The 18,448-nt window shown below is 45.6% G+C and carries 15 protein-coding genes; 12 read left to right on the plus strand and 3 right to left on the minus strand.

From position 1 onward, the window contains the following. Nucleotides 1–73: 73 nt before the first annotated feature. The 7 genes from ssb (at nt 74) to nikC (ending at nt 6,785) form a co-directional block, all read left to right on the plus strand. The gene (gene ssb, locus D0466_RS20540; protein WP_233522769.1) at nt 74–430 is read left to right on the plus strand and encodes a single-stranded DNA-binding protein; all 357 of its coding nucleotides are present in this window, start codon (nt 74–76) and stop codon (nt 428–430) included. A gap of 30 nt (nt 431–460) precedes the next feature. Further along, nucleotides 461–826 carry a hypothetical protein gene (locus tag D0466_RS20545; RefSeq protein WP_117324381.1) on the plus strand — a complete coding sequence of 122 codons (366 nt, stop codon included), beginning with the start codon at nt 461–463 and terminating at the stop codon, nt 824–826. A 331-nt stretch (nt 827–1,157) separates the two neighbouring features. Further along, entirely contained in the window at nt 1,158–2,147 is a 990-nt protein-coding gene (locus D0466_RS20550) for an ABC transporter ATP-binding protein (protein ID WP_117324382.1), read from the plus strand. Continuing rightward, nucleotides 2,144–3,112, plus strand: coding sequence for an ABC transporter ATP-binding protein (locus D0466_RS20555; protein WP_117324383.1), 969 nt, complete (start codon nt 2,144–2,146; stop codon nt 3,110–3,112). The genes D0466_RS20550 and D0466_RS20555 overlap by 4 nt, the downstream gene beginning before the upstream one ends. A gap of 58 nt (nt 3,113–3,170) precedes the next feature. Beyond that, nucleotides 3,171–4,772, plus strand: coding sequence for an ABC transporter substrate-binding protein (locus tag D0466_RS20560; protein WP_117324384.1), 1,602 nt, complete (start codon nt 3,171–3,173; stop codon nt 4,770–4,772). Between the two features lie 87 nt (nt 4,773–4,859). After that, complete coding sequence (locus tag D0466_RS20565) at nt 4,860–5,864, plus strand: ABC transporter permease (RefSeq protein WP_117324385.1); 1,005 nt, start codon at nt 4,860–4,862, stop codon at nt 5,862–5,864. A gap of 12 nt (nt 5,865–5,876) precedes the next feature. After that, nucleotides 5,877–6,785 carry a nickel transporter permease gene (gene nikC / locus D0466_RS20570; RefSeq protein ID WP_117324386.1) on the plus strand — a complete coding sequence of 303 codons (909 nt, stop codon included), beginning with the start codon at nt 5,877–5,879 and terminating at the stop codon, nt 6,783–6,785. A gap of 314 nt (nt 6,786–7,099) precedes the next feature. Here the strand turns inward: nikC and D0466_RS20575 are convergent, their stop codons facing one another. The 3 genes from D0466_RS20575 to D0466_RS20585 form a co-directional block, all read right to left on the minus strand. Continuing rightward, complete coding sequence (locus D0466_RS20575) at nt 7,100–10,099, minus strand: DEAD/DEAH box helicase (RefSeq protein ID WP_199484602.1); 3,000 nt, start codon at nt 10,097–10,099, stop codon at nt 7,100–7,102. Beyond that, complete coding sequence (locus D0466_RS20580) at nt 10,092–11,711, minus strand: SWIM zinc finger family protein (protein WP_117324387.1); 1,620 nt, start codon at nt 11,709–11,711, stop codon at nt 10,092–10,094. Before D0466_RS20580 ends, D0466_RS20575 begins: the two co-directional genes overlap by 8 nt. Nucleotides 11,712–12,047: 336 nt before the next feature. Then, complete coding sequence (locus tag D0466_RS20585) at nt 12,048–12,962, minus strand: helix-turn-helix domain-containing protein (RefSeq protein ID WP_117324388.1); 915 nt, start codon at nt 12,960–12,962, stop codon at nt 12,048–12,050. Between the two features lie 197 nt (nt 12,963–13,159). Here D0466_RS20585 and D0466_RS23410 point away from each other — a divergent pair, with 197 nt between their 5' ends. The 5 genes from D0466_RS23410 (at nt 13,160) to D0466_RS20610 (ending at nt 18,298) form a co-directional block, all read left to right on the plus strand. Then, nucleotides 13,160–13,288 (plus strand): hypothetical protein, encoded by a 129-nt coding sequence (locus D0466_RS23410; RefSeq protein WP_267897407.1) that lies wholly within the window; start codon nt 13,160–13,162, stop codon nt 13,286–13,288. Between the two features lie 239 nt (nt 13,289–13,527). Further along, complete coding sequence (locus D0466_RS20595; protein ID WP_117324390.1) at nt 13,528–13,875, plus strand: hypothetical protein; 348 nt, start codon at nt 13,528–13,530, stop codon at nt 13,873–13,875. Nucleotides 13,876–14,866: 991 nt separating this feature from the next. Further along, nucleotides 14,867–16,324 (plus strand): magnesium transporter CorA family protein, encoded by a 1,458-nt coding sequence (locus D0466_RS20600; RefSeq protein WP_117324391.1) that lies wholly within the window; start codon nt 14,867–14,869, stop codon nt 16,322–16,324. Between the two features lie 404 nt (nt 16,325–16,728). Continuing rightward, the gene (locus D0466_RS20605) at nt 16,729–17,793 is read left to right on the plus strand and encodes a DUF2157 domain-containing protein (RefSeq protein WP_158555981.1); all 1,065 of its coding nucleotides are present in this window, start codon (nt 16,729–16,731) and stop codon (nt 17,791–17,793) included. Next, on the plus strand, nt 17,777–18,298 hold the full coding sequence (locus tag D0466_RS20610; protein ID WP_117324393.1) for a GDYXXLXY domain-containing protein: 522 nt from the start codon (nt 17,777–17,779) through the stop codon (nt 18,296–18,298). The genes D0466_RS20605 and D0466_RS20610 overlap by 17 nt, the downstream gene beginning before the upstream one ends. Nucleotides 18,299–18,448: the final 150 nt, after the last annotated feature.

Raw genomic sequence — 18,448 nt, forward strand, 5'->3', positions numbered from 1 at the left:
ATAGAAATACACTAAAATGACATTAGCAATTATAAATAATGTCATTTTTTAATTATAATATCGGGCAAATATATTGTTTTTTGGGACAGCAGTAATTATAACTCACAGTTATACACCGGAGGGAAAGGCCGTCTCTAATATAACACTGGCGGTAAACAGGAACTTCCGGAATCATGGCGGGGGCTATGATGCGGATTTCGTCCAATGCACGTTATGGAAGAAAACGGCCGAAAATACTGTCCAATATTGCCGGAAAGGGTCGATCATCGGGATTACCGGCAGGATCCAAACACGCAGCTATGATAATCATGAGGGCAAAAAGGTATATGTTACTGAGGTCGTGGCTGAGGGTGTCAGGTTTGTCGGGCCGAAGCAGTCGAGCTTAACGCAAGAGGCTGCCAGCGAACCGGAAATGATAAAAACTCAATAAAGAAAAATAGTGCCGTTAGGAGGTGAACGTATGGGAGAAAAAGAGAAGCTTAGATTCTGTACCACTTGCCGCTGCCATCAAGGAATGCATGTTCATGGAACTGAATTTTCCAATTCTATACGAACTGCACCATACCAGCAAATAGATAGAATGGAGGAATTAATCGGTGATCTCATAGGCTTCATAGCCAAAACGAATGCAAAAACGGCACTGGGCGAGAATCAGCTTTTTGAGCTGGAAATCATAATTGCCCGTCTGGAATCACAATACAAAATCCTTCAGAAAAATAACGAATCACTCCTTAGCAGGATAGCCAGCCTGGAAAAACGGCTGGACAGTGAAACTTTAAGAAGGCAGGCTTTTTTGCTGGAGGGCGTGCAGAGGGTTCCTCAATAGCCTGCAATCACAAAAATCTTCACATAACTTCTTCATGTAAGAATCATCTATTGTTTTGCGCCTTATTAAGATTCAAAACTGCCCCATGAACAAATGCGAAGTACCTCGTTTTTCTATGCCCCGCAACAATTCCTCAACAGACAGAAAAGTTGTATTGTACCTTCACTTTCCTCCTTTGGCTGCCCTACTGCAGCCATTTTTTTTGCCTTAAATTCTAGAATATTCAATATATTGATATAATTTTAAAAAAATCTATTGTAAAGTTTACTGAAAAATGGGATAATTCAAGAAGGCCTCTAGAGAAGTTACCAGCAAGAAAGGAGTGTGGTCCATGAGCAGTCCAATAATTGAAGTGAAAGGATTACAGACAAGCTTCCTGACAGAGGATGGCCAGATACCGGTCGTAAATAATATAGACTTCGATATCAAGCCCGGTGAAGTTTTGGGTATCGTAGGAGAATCAGGATGCGGAAAAAGTGTCACATCACTGTCAATCATGGGGCTTATACCCACTGCAACAGGCAAAGTAGAAGGTGAAATCCTTTTTAAGGGGGAAAACCTTGCAAATGCGACTGAAGCAAGAATGAGGCAGATTCGCGGCAATGACATCGCAATGATTTTCCAGGAGCCGATGACAAGCTTGAATCCGGTTTTTACAATTGGGGAGCAGTTGATCGAATCCTTAAGAATACATAGAAAATGGAACAAAAAAACCGCAATGGCAAGGGCAGTGGAAATGCTGAAGCTTGTCGGGCTGCCGCGGGCCGAGGAATTGGTCAAGGAATACCCGCACCAGCTCTCGGGAGGAATGCGCCAGCGTGTTATGATCGCGATGGCCATGATCTGCGAGCCGAAGCTGTTAATCGCGGACGAACCGACCACGGCACTCGATGTAACGATACAGGCTCAGATCCTTGAGCTAATGAAGAAATTGAATCAAGAGACGGATACCGCTATCATGATGATCACGCACGACCTTGGCGTAGTAGCTGAAATGTGCGAGCGGGTGCTTGTCATGTACGCAGGGAAAGTGGTGGAGGAAGGCGATGTAAAGACCATTTTCCAAAACCCGAAGCATCCTTATACAATCGGCCTTATTCAATCTGTGCCGGACATGAGGACAAAGGTCGACCGCCTGTATTCGATACCGGGCAATGTTCCGAAGCCGGGGTCACTCAAGCTTGGCTGTCAGTTTGCCCCGCGCTGCGCGCATGCGATGGACCGCTGCATTAGCGAATCCCCCGGCCTTTCCAGCTTTGATAATGGACAGCAGGTAAGATGCTGGCTCTATGACGACTCGGAAAGGAGAAAACAAGCATGACAGAGCCCTTGGTCAAGGTTGAAAACCTGAAAAAGCATTTCCCGATTAGAGGCGGCCTGCTCGGCAAAACGGTAGGGGAAGTAAAAGCCGTGGATGGTGTTTCATTCTTTATCAATAAAGGGGAAACACTGGGGCTTGTCGGCGAGAGCGGCTGCGGTAAATCAACTACAGGCAGAATGCTGCTTAGGCTTTTGGAGCCAAGCGATGGCAAAATTTATTTCGAAGGAAAAGATATCACATCTCTTCCGGCCGATGAAATGAGAAAGATGCGCCGCGAGATGCAAATGGTCTTCCAGGATCCATTCGCGTCGCTCAATCCGCGGCATACGGTCGAGAAAATCCTCGAGGAGCCGCTGATCGTCCATGGCGTCAAGAACAAGGCAGAACGGAAAAGGCGTGTAAAGGAACTGCTTGATGTGGTTGGTTTAAGCAGCTGGCACGCCAAGAGATATCCTCACCAATTCAGCGGCGGGCAGCGCCAGCGGATCGGCATCGCCCGTGCCCTCGCCGTTAATCCGAAGCTGATTATTGCGGATGAGCCGGTGTCCGCGCTGGATGTATCCATACAGTCGCAGGTATTGAACCTCATGCAGGACCTGCAGAAAGAATACGGCCTTACATACCTATTCATCGCGCATGACCTTGGCGTCGTGCGACATATAAGCGATCGTGTCGGCGTCATGTATCTTGGGAATATCGTCGAACTGTCCGCCAGCGAACAGCTGTATGAAAACCCGAAGCATCCATATACACAGGCTCTCTTGTCAGCTGTACCAATACCGGATGTGGAACACCGTCCGGAACGGATTATTTTGCAGGGAGATGTGCCAAGCCCGGCAAACCCGCCAAAAGGATGCCCATTCCACACGAGGTGCCCGAAGGCAATGGATACTTGTGCGGCGGTACGGCCGCTTCTGAAGGAAATTGAACCAGGCCACTACGCAGCTTGTCATCTTTATGAGTGACAGGGCGTACAAATAAATATGGCATTAGATTTTTAAAAAATATTGGGGGTCACAAAACATGAAGAAGTCATTATGGCTATTATTAAGCAGTGTACTTGTGCTTTCTCTGTTCTTGGCCGGCTGCACGGGCTCTTCCGAAAAAGGAAGCAGCGGCGGAAGCGACAGCGGCGGCAAAAAAGGCGGAGGCGTACTGATTTACGGTAAAGGCGGAGACGCGGTATCGCTTGATCCGGCAACTGTAACAGACGGGGAATCATTAATTGTCACAGAACAAATCTATGAAACTCTTGTAAACTATGCAAAAGACAGCACGGAAATTGAACCAGGCCTAGCGAAAGAATGGGAAATTTCAAAGGATAACCTGAAATACACATTCACGCTTCAAGAAGGCATTAAATTCCATGACGGCACTGATTTTAATGCGGATGCAGTCGTGAAAAACTTCCAGCGCTGGGCACAAAGCAAGGATCCAAAGAAATTCGCGTACTATCCTTCCATGTTTGGCGGATTTGAAGGAGACGAAAGCCACGTAATTAAAGAAGTGAAAGCTTTGGATGAGAAAACAGTTGAATTCACGTTAAACCGTCCGCAGGCTCCATTCCTGAAAAACCTGGCCATGGGTCCATTTGCGATTGCAAGCCCTGAGAAATTTGACACAATCGGCAAGGAGCCGGTAGGTACAGGTCCATTTAAATTTGATGCCTGGAAAAAAGGCGACACGATTACAGTTGTCAAGAACGATGAATATTGGGTAAAAGACCTTCCGAAGCTTGAAGGTGTAACATTCAAGGTCATTAAAGACAATTCAGCCCGCTTAAATGCAGTGATCAAAGGCGAAATCGATTTGATGGATGGCATGAATCCTAGCGATAAAGGAAAAGTGGAAGGCGACGATAAGCTGCAATTATTCGAACGCCCATCCATGAACCTTGGCTATCTTGGTTTCAATGTAGAAAAAGAACCGTTTAATAAAAAAGAAGTTCGCCAGGCAATCAGCCATTTAATCAATAAAGAAGATATCATTGCAAACTTCTTTGAAGGAACGGCAGAACCAGCAAAAAATCCAATGCCTCCTTCAATCAGCGGTTACAACGACAGCATCGAAGATTATGAATACAGTGTAGAAAAAGCGAAGGAATTACTGAAAAAAGCAGGCTATGAAAAAGGATTCAAAATGGATTTATGGGCACTTCCGGTAGCGCGTCCATACATGCCGGACGGACAAAAAGTAGCAGAGGCCATGCAGGCGAGCTTTAAAGAAGTCGGCATTGATGCCAAAATCGTCACATACGATTGGGGTGCTTACCAGGAAAAGCTGCGCGCTGGTGAAGGTCCGGTCTACATGATGGGGTGGACAGGCGACAACGGGGATGCCGATAACTTCCTGTACACATTGCTAGATAAAGACTCTATCGATTCTAACAACTATTCACGCTATGCGAATGAAAAAGTCCATAAGCTATTAGTTGAAGCACAGTCAACTGCAGACGAAACTAAACGTAACGAATTATACAACAAGGCTCAAGAAATCATTCATGAAGACGCACCATGGGTTCCACTTGTACACTCGACGCCATTGCTTGCTGGTTCCAGCAAAATTAAAGGATTCGTTCCGCATTCAACTGGCTCACAGTCATTCCAGGATACGACTTTGGATTAATTACAGTACAAAAGGGGAGTATGGATCCATTCATGCTCCCCGTTTTTTTCGTAATAATAAAGCTTAACATAGGAAGCGGGTGACACTATGTTTTCATACACAATACGGCGTTTGGGAGCTTTGATTCCTGTTTTGCTTGGGATGGTGTTCATCGTCTTCATCATGATCCGTGCCATTCCGGGTGACCCGGCACAGTTAATTCTCGGGCAGCAGGCCACGAAAGAGTCCATCCAGGCGCTTACATCACAACTTGGTCTGGACAAGCCATGGTACACACAGTTTTTTGAATACTTGGGCGGCCTTTTTAAAGGAGATTTAGGAGTTTCCATAAAAACGGACGTGCCGATTTCAGAAGAGGTTTGGCCATACCTTACAGCTACAATCGAACTTTCACTGGTGGCCATGTTATTTGCGATCATAGTCGGTGTGAACGCAGGAATCATTTCTGCATGGTTCCAGAACTCATGGTTTGATTACATTGCCATGGTTGTTGCATTGATCGGGGTTTCAATGCCAGTTTTTTGGCTCGGGTTAATGGAGCAATATGTCGTGTCGATACAGTGGGATTTATTGCCGACGACAGGAAGAGACAATATACGTGACCCGGTAGAAGCGATTACCGGCCTTTACTTAATTGATACACTTATGGCAGGCAGGGTTGATCAATTCATTGAAGTCATTAAGCATTTGATACTGCCGGGGTTTGCACTGGGAACCATTCCGATGGCGATTATCGCCCGGATGACTCGTTCGTCCATGCTGGAAGTCATGCGTTCCGATTTTATCCGGACTGCCCGTGCTAAAGGTATGAAAATGTTCTGGGTCGTCTACAAGCATTCTCTTAAAAACGCCCTGATCCCTGTTGTAACCGTTATCGGGCTTCAAACAGGGCTATTGCTGGGCGGCGCTATACTGACAGAAACGATATTCGGCTGGCCGGGCATAGGTACGTATATTTACGAAGCTATTGGATCAAGGGATTACCCAGTCATTCAATCTGGCATTCTAGTGATCGCTACAATCTTTGTCTTGATCAATCTGGTCGTGGACTTGCTTTATGCGGCGATCGATCCGAGAATCAAGTATAAATAGGAGGGAAGAAGTATGGCAGAAGTTGCAAATAACACACCTCCCATAGTACCCGGGCAGATACAGGCGGCTGAGGAAAAAGCTGTGTCCCCTTGGAAAGAAGCATGGAAAAGCTTCAAAAAGAACAAGCTTGCCATTGTTGGATTTTCGATTGTGGTCTTTTTCATCCTGCTGGCTATATTTGCTCCGTTGCTGGCTCCCCATGATATCGCCAAGCAGGAGTTAGCAAATAAACACATTCCGCCTTCAGCGGAGCATTGGTTCGGCACCGATGAATTCGGCCGCGATATTCTGAGCCGGATCATCTATGGAGCCAGGATTTCTCTGTGGGTCGGTTTCCTCTCGGTAGCAGGCTCCGTAATCGTAGGTTCGTTTCTTGGCATTATCGCAGGGTATTATGGAAAATGGATTGATGCAATCATTTCACGGATTTTTGATATTATCCTTGCCTTCCCTAGCATTTTATTGGCGATTGCTGTTGTATCCGTTTTAGGGCCTTCTTTGCGCAATGCCCTAATCGCCATTGCGATCATAAACGTACCTACCTTTGGACGTCTGCTCCGCTCGCGCGTATTGAGCGTGAAAGAGGAGGAATACGTCACTGCGGCAAAGGCGATCGGCATGAAGGATTCGCGGATATTGATCCACCATATCCTGCCAAACAGCCTCGCGCCAATAATCGTCCAGGGCACCCTGGCCATAGCGACAGCCATCATCGAGTGCGCCGCGCTTGGATTCCTTGGAATGGGGGCACAGCCTCCCACACCGGAATGGGGAAAAATGCTTGCAGACTCCCGGGCCTTCATCATTGAAGCGCCATGGACCGTCTTATTCCCGGGCCTTGCGATCATGCTTACTGTGCTTGGCTTCAACCTAATGGGTGATGGACTTCGGGATGCGTTGGATCCACGTATGAAAAACTAAAGTTGGTATAATCGATACCAGCGTGAAGCTTAAAGACCCTGCCAATCCAATCAGTTGGCGGGGTTATTTTTTTTGTAGAACTTCGCAAAGATACAAAAAATAAAGTCTCAATTCTGGCAGTATTAAGGCAAAAAAAAGCGGGGGTCAGTCCCCCGCCGCTTCACCACACTACAGAAGTGGGAACAGCCCCCTCGGTGCTTTAACGCATGAAATGGCTGGGAGAAAGACCCCCAGCACTTTAACGCATTACATGGATGCCCCTCGGTGCTTTAACGAATTGCTTTGGTGGGGGTAACCCCTCTAATGTAGCCCCATTAATGCAGGGCGACGAGTTCTTTGATTTCGCTTGTGGATAGTTCGGTAATCCAGTTGTCGCTTGATATGATTTCGTCGTTCAGGGCTTGTTTTTTGTCGAGCATGGCGTCTATTTTTTCTTCGAGCGTGCCGGTACAGATCAGCTTGTGGACGTGGACGAAACGTTTTTGTCCAATCCGGTAGGCGCGGTCGGTTGCCTGGTTTTCAACTGCCGGGTTCCACCAGCGGTCAAAGTGGATGACATGGTTCGCAGCTGTTAAATTGAGCCCGGTTCCGCCAGCTTTCAGTGATAGAATGAAAATCGGGAAATCCCCGTTCTGGAAGCCTGCTATCATATCATCACGCTGTTTTTTTCCGGAACTTCCATTCAAAAATGGAACTTTAAAGCCATAACGTTTTTCAAGCAACTCCTTCATCATATTCCCCATGCCGATATACTGGGTAAAAATGAGGCAGCTTTCATCCTGTTCCCGAACGGCATCAACGAGTTCGGAGAGCTTCTCGAGCTTGCCGGAACGTTTCGGGGCTTCCATGATATCCGGCAAGCCTTCTTTAAGATAAAGGGCCGGATGATTGCAAAGCTGCTTTAATTTTCCGAGCATCTGCAGGATTATGCCTTTGCGTTCAAATGCAGACAGCTGTTCAATATCGGTAAAGGTGTCCTTTATGAGCTGCTCGTATAGGGAAGCCTGCTCCGCGGTTAATGGGACGAATTCCTTTTGTTCCTGTTTATCCGGCAAATTCAGGGCCACTTCCTTGTCCCGCTTCGTCCTTCTAAGCAGGAACGGCTGAATCAGGCTTTGCAATTCCTTGATTTTGCCCTTTTGTTCTTCCCGTTCAATACTTGCAACGTATTTCTCCTGGAATTGCCCGAGCGTTCCTAGATACCCTTTATTTATGAAGTCAAAAATCGCCCATAATTCGCTCAAACGATTCTCCATCGGCGTGCCGGACAGCGCCACGTGATGCCTGCCCGTAAGCTTTCTCACGGCACGCGACTGCTTTGTCTGGGCATTCTTTATATTCTGGGCTTCATCGAGAATGATACTGTTCCACCCGACGGAAGTCAGTTCATCAAAATCCTGATGCGTCAAACCATAGGAAGTAAGCACGACATCGCAGCCTGCAATTTTCTGAATGAATGTTTCCCCTTTGGCCCGGCTCGAGCCGTAATGGAGAAGAACCTTCAAATCCGGCGCAAAGCGCTCGAGCTCACGCTGCCAGTTCCCAAGCACAGAAGTCGGGCAAACAATGAGGGAGGACTGTACAGATGGCTGGTCAGGTTCGCCGCCGCCAGTGGATTCTCCACCGGTCTCCTCGTCGGCTGGAAGCTGTTCGGAACCGTCCTCTTCCTCTTCGACAATCACCGTATGGGCTAGTGGCGCATTTTGGTCTTCAGCACGGAAGATTCCATTGCTATCATGCTGTTGCTGCTCTTTTATATGCAAAAGATAAGCAATCATCTGAACGGTTTTGCCAAGTCCCATATCATCGGCCAGGCAGGCGCCAAAGCCATTTTCTCGCAAGAACAAAAGCCAGCTCATGCCAAGCGACTGATAAGGACGCAATTCCCCTTGAAGGGCTTCCGGCGTTTCAAGAATGGGAATATTCCTTGTTTCCCGAAGCCTGCCAATCATTTTCCGCAAATCCCGGTTCAGCTCAAACTGAATTTTCAACATCTCGGAACCTTCATCGTTCTCATCATCCTCACCGGTCTCGGAAAGGAATTCCTGATGAAGCAAATCGTTCAGCTGCAATCCTTTTTTATTCGCCTCTTCCATAAGCTCTTGAATCTGCCTGATAAAGGTTGGATCAAGCTTCACCCATTGGCCGCGAATGTAGACAAGCCTTCGTTTATCCTCTACGAGCTTTTGGAATTCCGCTTCGGACAAATCCTCGCCGTTGATGGAAAATCGCCAGTCAAAATCCATCAATGCCTGCATGCCAACAAAGGACGGGCCGCGGGTAGACTGGCTTTTCACCCTGGCCTTGAGTTTTAGAGACGACTCCCTAAGCGCCATCCACCACGAAGGCAGCAAAATTTCCGCTCCGAGAAACATCAGCTTTTCGCTTGCTTCGGTTAAAAATTCCCATGCCTCGAATTCCGAAAGCTCCTGTTTAAAGGAGCCGCGTTCTTCCAGCCATGGAATGACAGTCAGCCATCTCTGAACCATTTCGTTGACTTCACTGCTATATTTTTTCCATCCGCGCGGCAGTTTTTTTTCGGGAAGTGTCACAACTTCAGTTTCATCCTTCTTGGAACGAAGGATCACATTTAGGTTCCAAGGACCTTCCCCGTTAAGTGGTTCTTGAAGCTTGAGCCCGATCGTAAACGGCTTGGCATCTTCCAAAACCCCAAGCCATGCAAGCCAGCTGTCGCGGTCGAAAAACCTTTGAAGCTCATCAGGGGAAAGGCGTGTTTCTTTCAATGCCCCAAGAGCATCCTGCCATTTTTCTTTCATAGGCGAATAACTTTCAAGGAAAACATTGGCCGCTTGATTGTACCAGCTACTGATAAACTCTCTGACCTGTACTTCTTCTTCATCCTTTGCGGGACCGGTTTGCTCAATTCGTTCATCCCAAAAAGAAGGGGAAAATTCATCCTCAACCTCGTGAGGGATTTTCCAGGCTACTTGCCCGTGCTGAAGGCTTTCAAAATCGGGTACCGGCATGCCGTCCATAATCGTTTCATAAAGGATGGGTGCTGCCGATAAGCAAAGGGATGATAGTTCGGACCAATCCCATTCAATAAAGGAATTAAAGCCTTCTGTCGCAAACAGGTTTAACAGGCCCCAGGCATCTAGAATGAACACAGGGACGCCATCGACGGTGTCAATGTCAAGCCGTGTCCCGTAGTAGCTGGCTTTATCCCAGGTGAAAAGCTGCTTGTGGACAGATTGCGGGTGTAAGTATTGATTATGTTCATCTGCCACTGCGAGTGCGTAGGTTCCATCTTCGAGCGCAGCGGTATGGACCTTAAGATACCCTTTATTAATCATGGATCAGCTTACTCCTTTGCAATTCTTCTTGAAAAGCGCGCAATCGTTTTGTTGATTCTTTTATATACTCCACATATTCATTGAATGTTTCTTCGTCTTTCATTTTTTTATATAACGTCCGCATCCTTTTCAAATAGCGTACCGCCTGTTTGTATGCAGGGCGGTTTTTTTGGCTGATCGTATACTGGACAGCATGGTAGTAGAGAGGCAGCACCAAAGCCGGGTCGTGCGCAGCGACTTTTTTAAGATTCTCGGTGCCGATGACATCGATGCTGATATCTGAATAGATATGCATTTCCACCCATTTTTTGTAATGCTCCTGCTCGAAAAGGAAGTTGGCATAATTCCAGTAGCTGTATGGCAGGCATTCCCGGAAAAATTTTTCAAGCACATCCATCCGTTTCATCTTGTAGCAGTAGTTGCTCACCGGACCTGAGAAGGTTCTAACAAAGTCGGTGGCTTTATAATAATCGGACAATTCCTTCAGGAAGCTGCGGATATTGGCATTCAGGAATTCAATCAAGGGAGCTGCGCGTTGATCTGCCTCAAGATCAGACAGCCTTTTCAGCCAGTAATAAAGGTACGGGCAGGCGTTTTTATCCAGCCTGTTCAGGAGGGCGGCTGCCTCTTCATCACGTCCGGAAAGCATGAATAAATGGATAGCTGCAATCCTGTAAGACGTTTCTTCGATATGGTGCAGCGACCGCGCTGACAGTTTTTCCTGAACCCTTTCCAGCTCTGCCTTCCTCCAAGCTGAATTAGTCAAAAGAAAGCTCCAAATGGCTCGGTAAACATCTGTTTTTTCGTATTCAAATGCATCCATGCCGTCGAGAAGGCCGGCCACATCTTCCCGGATCCCTTCGAAAAAGGGATCAAAGGCAAAAGGGCGCGCTTGCCGGCTTACATGCTGTACGGATGCATGCAGGTCTTCGGCCAAATCGTCCGCAAGCGAATAAAATACGCGAATCACTGCTGTCTTTGCGATATTGTTTCGAATCAGTTCCACAGTAAGCAGTAAGGTTGTAAAGTCAGCCACAAAGGAATATAAATTTTTCCATTCCCGTTCCATTGGGGCTTTTGCTCTTACTTTTTGCAGATACGTCCGGATTTTTTCATCGAGGAGGTAGGAAGGGAGCTGAAGATTGCTTTCAATGACCTCCCTGAATGCGGAAGTGATAAACTCCTTCCAGGCCGGATAGCTTTTCTCAAGCACGCCATTTGTCTTTGTTTTCATGATGTCGCTGGCACGCTGGATTGGCAGGGGAGTCTTGGAATTGGCAGCGATGTTGCGTCCCCGAAAGCGCAGGACCCATTCGCTTACGCTCCCTAGTTCGGAGTAGGCGGAAAAAAATACGGCCATCCGGTGGCGGCAAAAGAAATCAGACCCGCAGCTGCAGGTGCTTAAGGAAGCCGAAAACTTATCCAGTTTGACCTCGACAGGAACAACGTCCTGAACTTTGGCAGTTATGAAATCGTCTGTTGCATGTTTGTCGGACACGAGCGTCTGGCGGTACAGAACCAGCCCCTTTTGAACAATGGAAAGATCCTCCGGAACTTTGGGATTTAATAAATCCTCGAGCTGGCCGGCAAAAAACATCAAATCCGTACTCATACTTGGAACCTCCTAAAAAAACCGGCAAAAACCGGAAGACATTAACATTTTACCCAGTTAACCAAAATGGGAGACCCACCAACCTGAGGCGTCAGTCCCCCAGTGCGGTGACGCGGTAATCCATCGGGGGTCAGTCCCCCGGTGCAGTGACGCGGTAAACCATCGGGGGTCAGTCCCCCGGTACTGTAGTACGTTAAACCAATGGGGGACTGACCCCCTAAGTTTTTTTTAACATCTTTTTATTATACTTCATTTTATAAGAAATTTTGAATGGTTCGGTTAGGGTTTGTTAAAAAGGCGTGTGGAGATGTTGTGGAATAGAAAAAACCATCCCGTTTAAGAGGGGATGGTTTCATCTGTTAAAAGTTTGTTTTCGGATGTCCACTTTTCCGTTTTTTTGTCAATGAACGCGATAAAGCGTTGGTCTTTCTGTAGTTCAAATATCAGCCTCGCCTTCACCATGTTTTCTTTGGCAGGTGAAAAATCTCCTAACAATTCGAAATTGTAGCCCATATGGTAATGCAGCTCGCCCAGTAAGAAGAGGCTGCCCTTTGAGATGGACCACTTGATGGCTTCTTCACAGCGCAGGTTTGATTTTTCATATCTTTTTAACCTTGTAAGCGTACGGGCCATATTATAGTAGGTATGTGTTTTCACCGTATGATCAGAAAGATAGGGAAGCAACGACAAATAATCATTGCATGTGCTGTATGTTTCGATGGCTTTGTCATAGGCTTCCTCCTCAAAATAAATGGAACCAACGCTAAGGAGGATTTCGATTTCCCTTTCAGAGTGGATCTTATCGCTCGGCTGGGTAAGGGCAATCGCTGATTCCAGTGTTTGGATCGCTTGCTGGGCGTTTTTATATACCATATATTGGTAAATTCCTTTATGCCAGAGCAATAGCTGATAATTGCGTTTATTTTGCTTGAAGAGGGGATTGTTTTCTTCTGCCTTGACGATTTGTTCGATTTCAGTGTAATTCATATTCTTCCGGGCGGCTTTAAGCAGGCTTTCTACCTCTTGGACATAATCCAGCCTTGGTGTCATCCCAATATCAAAGAAATAGTTCACATCCACACCAAGGCGCTGAGATATAAGGTAAAGAGTGGAAGCATAAGGATACACGTCCCCCTTTTCAATTTTGCTGATTTGTGCCTGGGTGCAAATCCCCTTCGCCAATTCGCCCTGGGAAAGGCCAATTTGCTTGCGGAGTTCTTTAATTTTTTGTCCGATTAAGCAAAAATCCATAAAAAACTCTCCTCGAAAATATTCCTACAATTATATTTTTGATAAAAAACAAGGAAAACCCGTCCCTGTATAACCGAAAACCAATGAAAACAGATGAGGGGGCAAATAAGCGTTCCGGAAAATTGTGGTTAAATATAACTATAGGATGATATTCTATCAATTCCAATATTTCATGTACAAAAAGGGAGGAATTACCCATGAAAAAGAAATTGTCTGGATTAGTGGTGGCTTTTCTTCTGGTTGCTGGATTTACACTAATTGGAACCAAAGAACTGCCAACCCAGTTCGGTACCGTTGGAACGTACGAATTACCAACTCAGTTCTAAGAACAGCAAACTTTTAAACCATATGCTGTTACACAATAGATGTACTTCCATGTGCGGAGGTGCATCTTTTTTTTATGAAAAAATTTCGTCATATTCCTATAATTATATTTTACGATGCTAGATGTGAAATCTCCTGCAAAAATTCCATATTTCAACTCATCCCAGCTTGTAAATAGGAATAACAACCCGTTTTCTTTCTGGTATAGTAGTAGTAATAAAATGGAGAGAGGTGCAATCTAATGGCTGAAGTGAATATGAAAATCCGACCATCTTTTCAAGAGGAAGAATGTGCAATTGTGTTTTCCTTCTCTTTCAATTCCGCGAGCGGGCAGGTTGGCGTGGCGGTCGTCTACACGTGTGAAGAAAAGAAGCCGATGGAATTAACATTTGGCGACAGCCTATGCAGGGAGAAAATCGCTTTTGTCAAAGAATTCGAGATCACGGAGGAATATAGGGATGCCTCAATGAAGAAAATGACGCATTTCTTGAACATTCTCGGGATTAAGAAGTGCATCCCTACTACCAGGTGTGTGAGTAAGTTTGTGGATGGAGCGGAGTATAGTTTTGAACCGTTCCCTGTAATATGAATCAGCACATCCGAAAAAAATTATGAGAATGAGCAGAGTTTTCTTTCTGTTGGGAGTTTTGAAGAGCATGGTGGAACTGCTGAACGGCCTGCTTATTTTGCTGTGGATCAATCTTGCCTTGAAATAGATTCCAACGCTAAAAAAACCCATATCAGCAGCTGCATGATATGAGTTCGTTAATGTGATTTATTTTTTTTTATCCTATCCATAAATTGTTTCATTTGCTTACGTTCCGTATTTTCTGTTGATTTTGTCCCCATCCAGGCTTTGCCATCATTTTTGGAAAGCTGGCGATCGAGCTTAAAACGTTCTAGCCTCAAAGCTGTCTCCCCTTTGCAGTAAACTTGTAAGTTGAATTCCTGACCTATATATACGTAAATACCCAGCAATGTAAAAAATGAAACCAGTTTGTAAAAAAATATTAAAAAGTTTTTTCAAAAAACAGCTGTGCATTTGAAAGTATTCCAATAGTTATATTTTTTTATGAAATAACCCCCCCAGCAAGAAAAATCGACCTGTAACCCAAACTTTTCAGGAATTACGGCGTTTTATCAGATTTTGTATGGAGCGGTCTTTATGATTAAATAAAACTAGCAGTAGGGTTATCCGGGTGGGAATTCAATCTTTCTCGGTAACCAAAGTAGTGTTTTGAGTCTTTTTGTTGGAGAGACGGGAAAGCAGTAACGCTGTGATTTTTCCCTACTCTTCTGAACACCCTCAATCTAGTACCCAATTTGTGCGGGCGCATGTAAGCCATGCGTTCGCCATGGCCCGCAGGCAATATGCTTGCGGGATTTTTTATCTTTTAGAAAGTTTAACTTCGTTAATAAGAAAAGAATTGCCATATCCTAAGATTCAAAACCTGTGCCCTGCTATTTTTGATGGTAAGAAGCACCGGCATGCAGCCGTTTGAATCACCTTCTGATTGGGTACCATTGATAAGAATGAACCTGATTCCGGGGAAATGCCCCAGCCGCGGAGGAATTAAGATATGGCGGATTTTCAAGAAAAGAACCCAAGCATGACGGAAGGGATGAAGGCGGACCGGTCACTGCTTCAGTTCATTTTTCCTTTTATGCTTGAGGATCGAAAAACAAAGGAATTTGTGGATCGACTGTTAAAGGATGATTTTACGTTTTTCATGCTGAAGGACATGGATCAGCAGGATAAATTCTATGGCGGGTTGAAAGTCAACCACCGGATGCTTGAAAAGTATTTTCTTCCGAATGTAGAGCAGATTTTATTTCCCGGCGACATGGAGGAAAGGGAGGGACTTCGCCGTTTTACGAGGAATGTGGAGCTGAAGTCCACATTTCGATCCCCACATTTACATACAGAATTTACAATTCATTCGTTAGATATTTTCCTGTGCCCTTTCCACATTGGCATCATGAATATTAGGGTATCTTTGCCGAAGGATCTCGACTATACCGATGTCCTGTATTTTGCCGATACTTTCAGGGTGATGGAACCGATTGTAGAGGACGAGGAAAAGACTAGAATCGATAGCGGAAAGGCCTCTTATAAGAAGGTAAAAGACTTTATCTTCAATGAACTTACGCCGGTGTTGAAGGAATTTATCGATCAGAATAAAGCGGATTCTTCCTATTTTGGGAGTTTGCCATTTTTCATTGATGAGCGGATGTATGTCATAAGTTATATATCCCTGCCTGAAGACTGCAAGGTTACAAAAGCCGATTTATACCGGGCGGGCCAGTTGAACGGATACGATCGTGGAGGACAGCCATTTGTCGGGGCCAAGAATCCTGATTATATAGACAGGTACTACAGAAAGAATATATACGACCGCTGGGCTGATGATACCTATTATGTTGCGGGTGAATATTGTTTTGCCTGTGTGACAAATGTGAAGGGCGAACTGGACGAACTGCTTGCCAGCCAGATGTACGGCCAACATTATTACGCTCTGCTTTTGTTCTTCTACTATAAAATCGTGCTGCTGAAGCTGACACATGAACACTCGAAGATTGATATCGAAAAGGACCAGGAACAGACGGAATTACTGATTGTTATGATCACCGAATTTTCTGCGAAGTATCAATTCCCTGAAATAAACAGCACCACGTCAGGAAAAGAAATATTCCATATCGTCAAGAATGTGTTCGATCTCGAGCGCCTGTATGAAGACGTGAAAAAGACACTCTCCAGCCTGTACCAGAACCAGGATCAAATGGCCGCGAACAGGAACAATTATTTGCTGCAGATTCTCACCATTTATACAGTGGTTTCCGGGATTTATGGTATGAACCTAGTGATTGAAGATTGGAAAGGAAAAGTGCGCTGGGCAAAAGTCGCGGACTACAGCTTCTTTGAATACATCACCTTGTTCGTAGCGCTCACTGGAATTGCCATATCATCCATCCTGGGCGTAATCTTCCTGAAAAAATGGATCAAGGAACAACGCAGCCGCAAGAACAAAATATTCTAAGTATGTCTTTGGGGGGCAGTCCCCGGGGGCTTCGCCGCGGTGAAGCACCCGGGGACTGACCCCGTTTTACGCCTGTAACGGATTCACTTATAGATTATTCTTACTATGATTAAAGCTAACAAGCGCCTTTAATAAATTGAATTTTAGGTTCCAGCACCTGAAGTACCAGGTGTATATTTTTCTTTATTCCAATATAAAATCTAGTATATTACTGGAATATTTTTCATATGATAGTAGAATATTAATAGACAAGAGATATTCCGGAAGGGGAATCGTAATGAAAGGCAGGGATAACAGGGGTCAGTACCCCGGTGAAATAAAGCGTTAAAGCAGCGGGGGACAGACCCCGATAGGGTAACTCGTTAAAGAGGTGGAGGACAGACCCGCCAAAGGGGGTGGAACAAGTGAAGAGGAAGGTTTCGAAAAAGGTGTTTGGGTTGTTGGAGGAGGAGTTTTCGTTTTTGGAGTCGAAGGGGATTTTGGATGCGGAACAGAGGGCGTTGGCGCTGTCTCATTATGAGGCAACGCACAAAGGGCCTACCTTTCTCCAGGGTATCATGATTGCCGGAGCGGTGCTGATTGGGGCGGGCATCCTTAGTTTTGTCGCGGGGAATTGGGATGAAATGGGCCGTACGATAAAATTGATACTGCTCTTGCTTGCATTTTTGTTAGCGTTTGCCGGAGGATATGCCACGGAAAACAGGTTTCCGAATACCTCCCGCAGTCTGTATTATGTGTTTGCAATCATTTTTGGCGCAGACCTGTTTTTAATCGGGCAAATGTTCCATATCGCCGGTGGAGGAACCGCATTCCTGTTATGGGGACTAGGTATTATCCCACTCGCATTTTACTTGAAAGATAAATGGGTGGTCCTTTATTCTCTTGCCCTGTTGCACTATTATTCTCTCACAAATCTGTTTGACGGAAATGATGGGATTTATGTTCTGATCGGCATTTTGTTCATAGCTTTATGGCTCCGGGGGCACCGGTCTTCTGCCGCCTTTATCCTTACTTTCCTATTGGGAATGGAATCCATCATGCATGTTTTCCATTTGATTCCCGGATTTGACAGCTATTGGCTTCCTTTTCTTCTCTATACAATGATCGGCATAGGCATCACGTATTTCCCGTTTAATCAGTATGAAAATAGTTCAAAGGTTGCCGGCAACATATTCTATGTGGTTTTCGGGTTAATCCTCACACATCCCCAAGCCTGGAATACTGGTTTCGCATGGTGGATAGTATGGACCGTTTGTTTCGTCCTGTACACCTTATATTGGCTGAATAGAGGTTCGATCTTCTCGATCTTGCTGCTTTGCGGCTTGATTCTCCGCTTCTATGTGGATTTGGCGTATGATTTCCTCGACAAGTCCTTGTTTTTCTTGATAGGCGGTATCTTATTGCTCCTATTTGGTTTTTGGTTTGAACGGCGGAGAAGGGTGGGAAATCATAATGCACCGAAATCGTAAATGGGTGTGGGCGGCGTTGGCGATCCCATTTCTTTGCATAGCCATTGTTGCGGCAAAACCAGTGACAACCCTTTTATACGGAGAAGAAATTATCTTGTCCACTGCGCCCGTGGATCCGACCGATTTGTTTTATGGGGACTACCTCATTCTCAGCTATGACATCTCGGAAGCAGCGCCAGAGCTGGTGGACCAGAAAGTCCGCACAGCGGATTATTCGGAAGCAGTTAAAAAACCTCTTTATTTATGGTTGAAAAAGAAAAACAACATCGGTTCTTTGACAAGGGTTTCGTTCGAAAAACCGCCCCATTCCCTTTACTTGAAAGCCGGATTCCACAATCTTTGGCTAAATGAGGAAACCAAGAAATACAATATCCCTCTGCAATGGGACCGGTATTACGTCCCGGAAAACCAAGGCCGGGAATGGGAAGAACGGGCAACGAAAGGCGACATCCTGGTTCATATGAAGGTAAGGAATGGATTTGCCGTTCCCATCTCAATTGAATGAAGCGCCTGAGAAATCCCAGTACAACCAACTGGTGATGCACTGTAAAGCTGGCTAACATACGGGCAGGCGGTGAGAGCCTCATTTCCCCTCTCCTCATCAAATAAAAAACGCCAGACTGCTTTTGCAGCTTGGACATTTCTGCTAAATTGA

The organism is Peribacillus glennii (assembly GCF_003429105.1).
Classification (GTDB): Bacteria; Bacillota; Bacilli; order Bacillales; family DSM-1321; genus Peribacillus; species Peribacillus glennii.

Coding starts and splice junctions, on each gene's coding strand:
- D0466_RS20545 (WP_117324381.1), top strand. CDS start 461: ATGGGAGAAAAAGAGAAGCTTAGATTCTGTACCACTTGCCGCTGCCAT.
- D0466_RS20550 (WP_117324382.1), top strand. CDS start 1,158: ATGAGCAGTCCAATAATTGAAGTGAAAGGATTACAGACAAGCTTCCTG.
- D0466_RS20555 (WP_117324383.1), top strand. CDS start 2,144: ATGACAGAGCCCTTGGTCAAGGTTGAAAACCTGAAAAAGCATTTCCCG.
- D0466_RS20560 (WP_117324384.1), top strand. CDS start 3,171: ATGAAGAAGTCATTATGGCTATTATTAAGCAGTGTACTTGTGCTTTCT.
- D0466_RS20565 (WP_117324385.1), top strand. CDS start 4,860: ATGTTTTCATACACAATACGGCGTTTGGGAGCTTTGATTCCTGTTTTG.
- nikC (WP_117324386.1), top strand. CDS start 5,877: ATGGCAGAAGTTGCAAATAACACACCTCCCATAGTACCCGGGCAGATA.
- D0466_RS20575 (WP_199484602.1), bottom strand. CDS start 10,099: ATGATTAATAAAGGGTATCTTAAGGTCCATACCGCTGCGCTCGAAGAT.
- D0466_RS20580 (WP_117324387.1), bottom strand. CDS start 11,711: ATGAGTACGGATTTGATGTTTTTTGCCGGCCAGCTCGAGGATTTATTA.
- D0466_RS20585 (WP_117324388.1), bottom strand. CDS start 12,962: ATGGATTTTTGCTTAATCGGACAAAAAATTAAAGAACTCCGCAAGCAA.
- D0466_RS23410 (WP_267897407.1), top strand. CDS start 13,160: ATGAAAAAGAAATTGTCTGGATTAGTGGTGGCTTTTCTTCTGGTTGCT.
- D0466_RS20595 (WP_117324390.1), top strand. CDS start 13,528: ATGGCTGAAGTGAATATGAAAATCCGACCATCTTTTCAAGAGGAAGAA.
- D0466_RS20600 (WP_117324391.1), top strand. CDS start 14,867: ATGGCGGATTTTCAAGAAAAGAACCCAAGCATGACGGAAGGGATGAAG.
- D0466_RS20610 (WP_117324393.1), top strand. CDS start 17,777: ATGCACCGAAATCGTAAATGGGTGTGGGCGGCGTTGGCGATCCCATTT.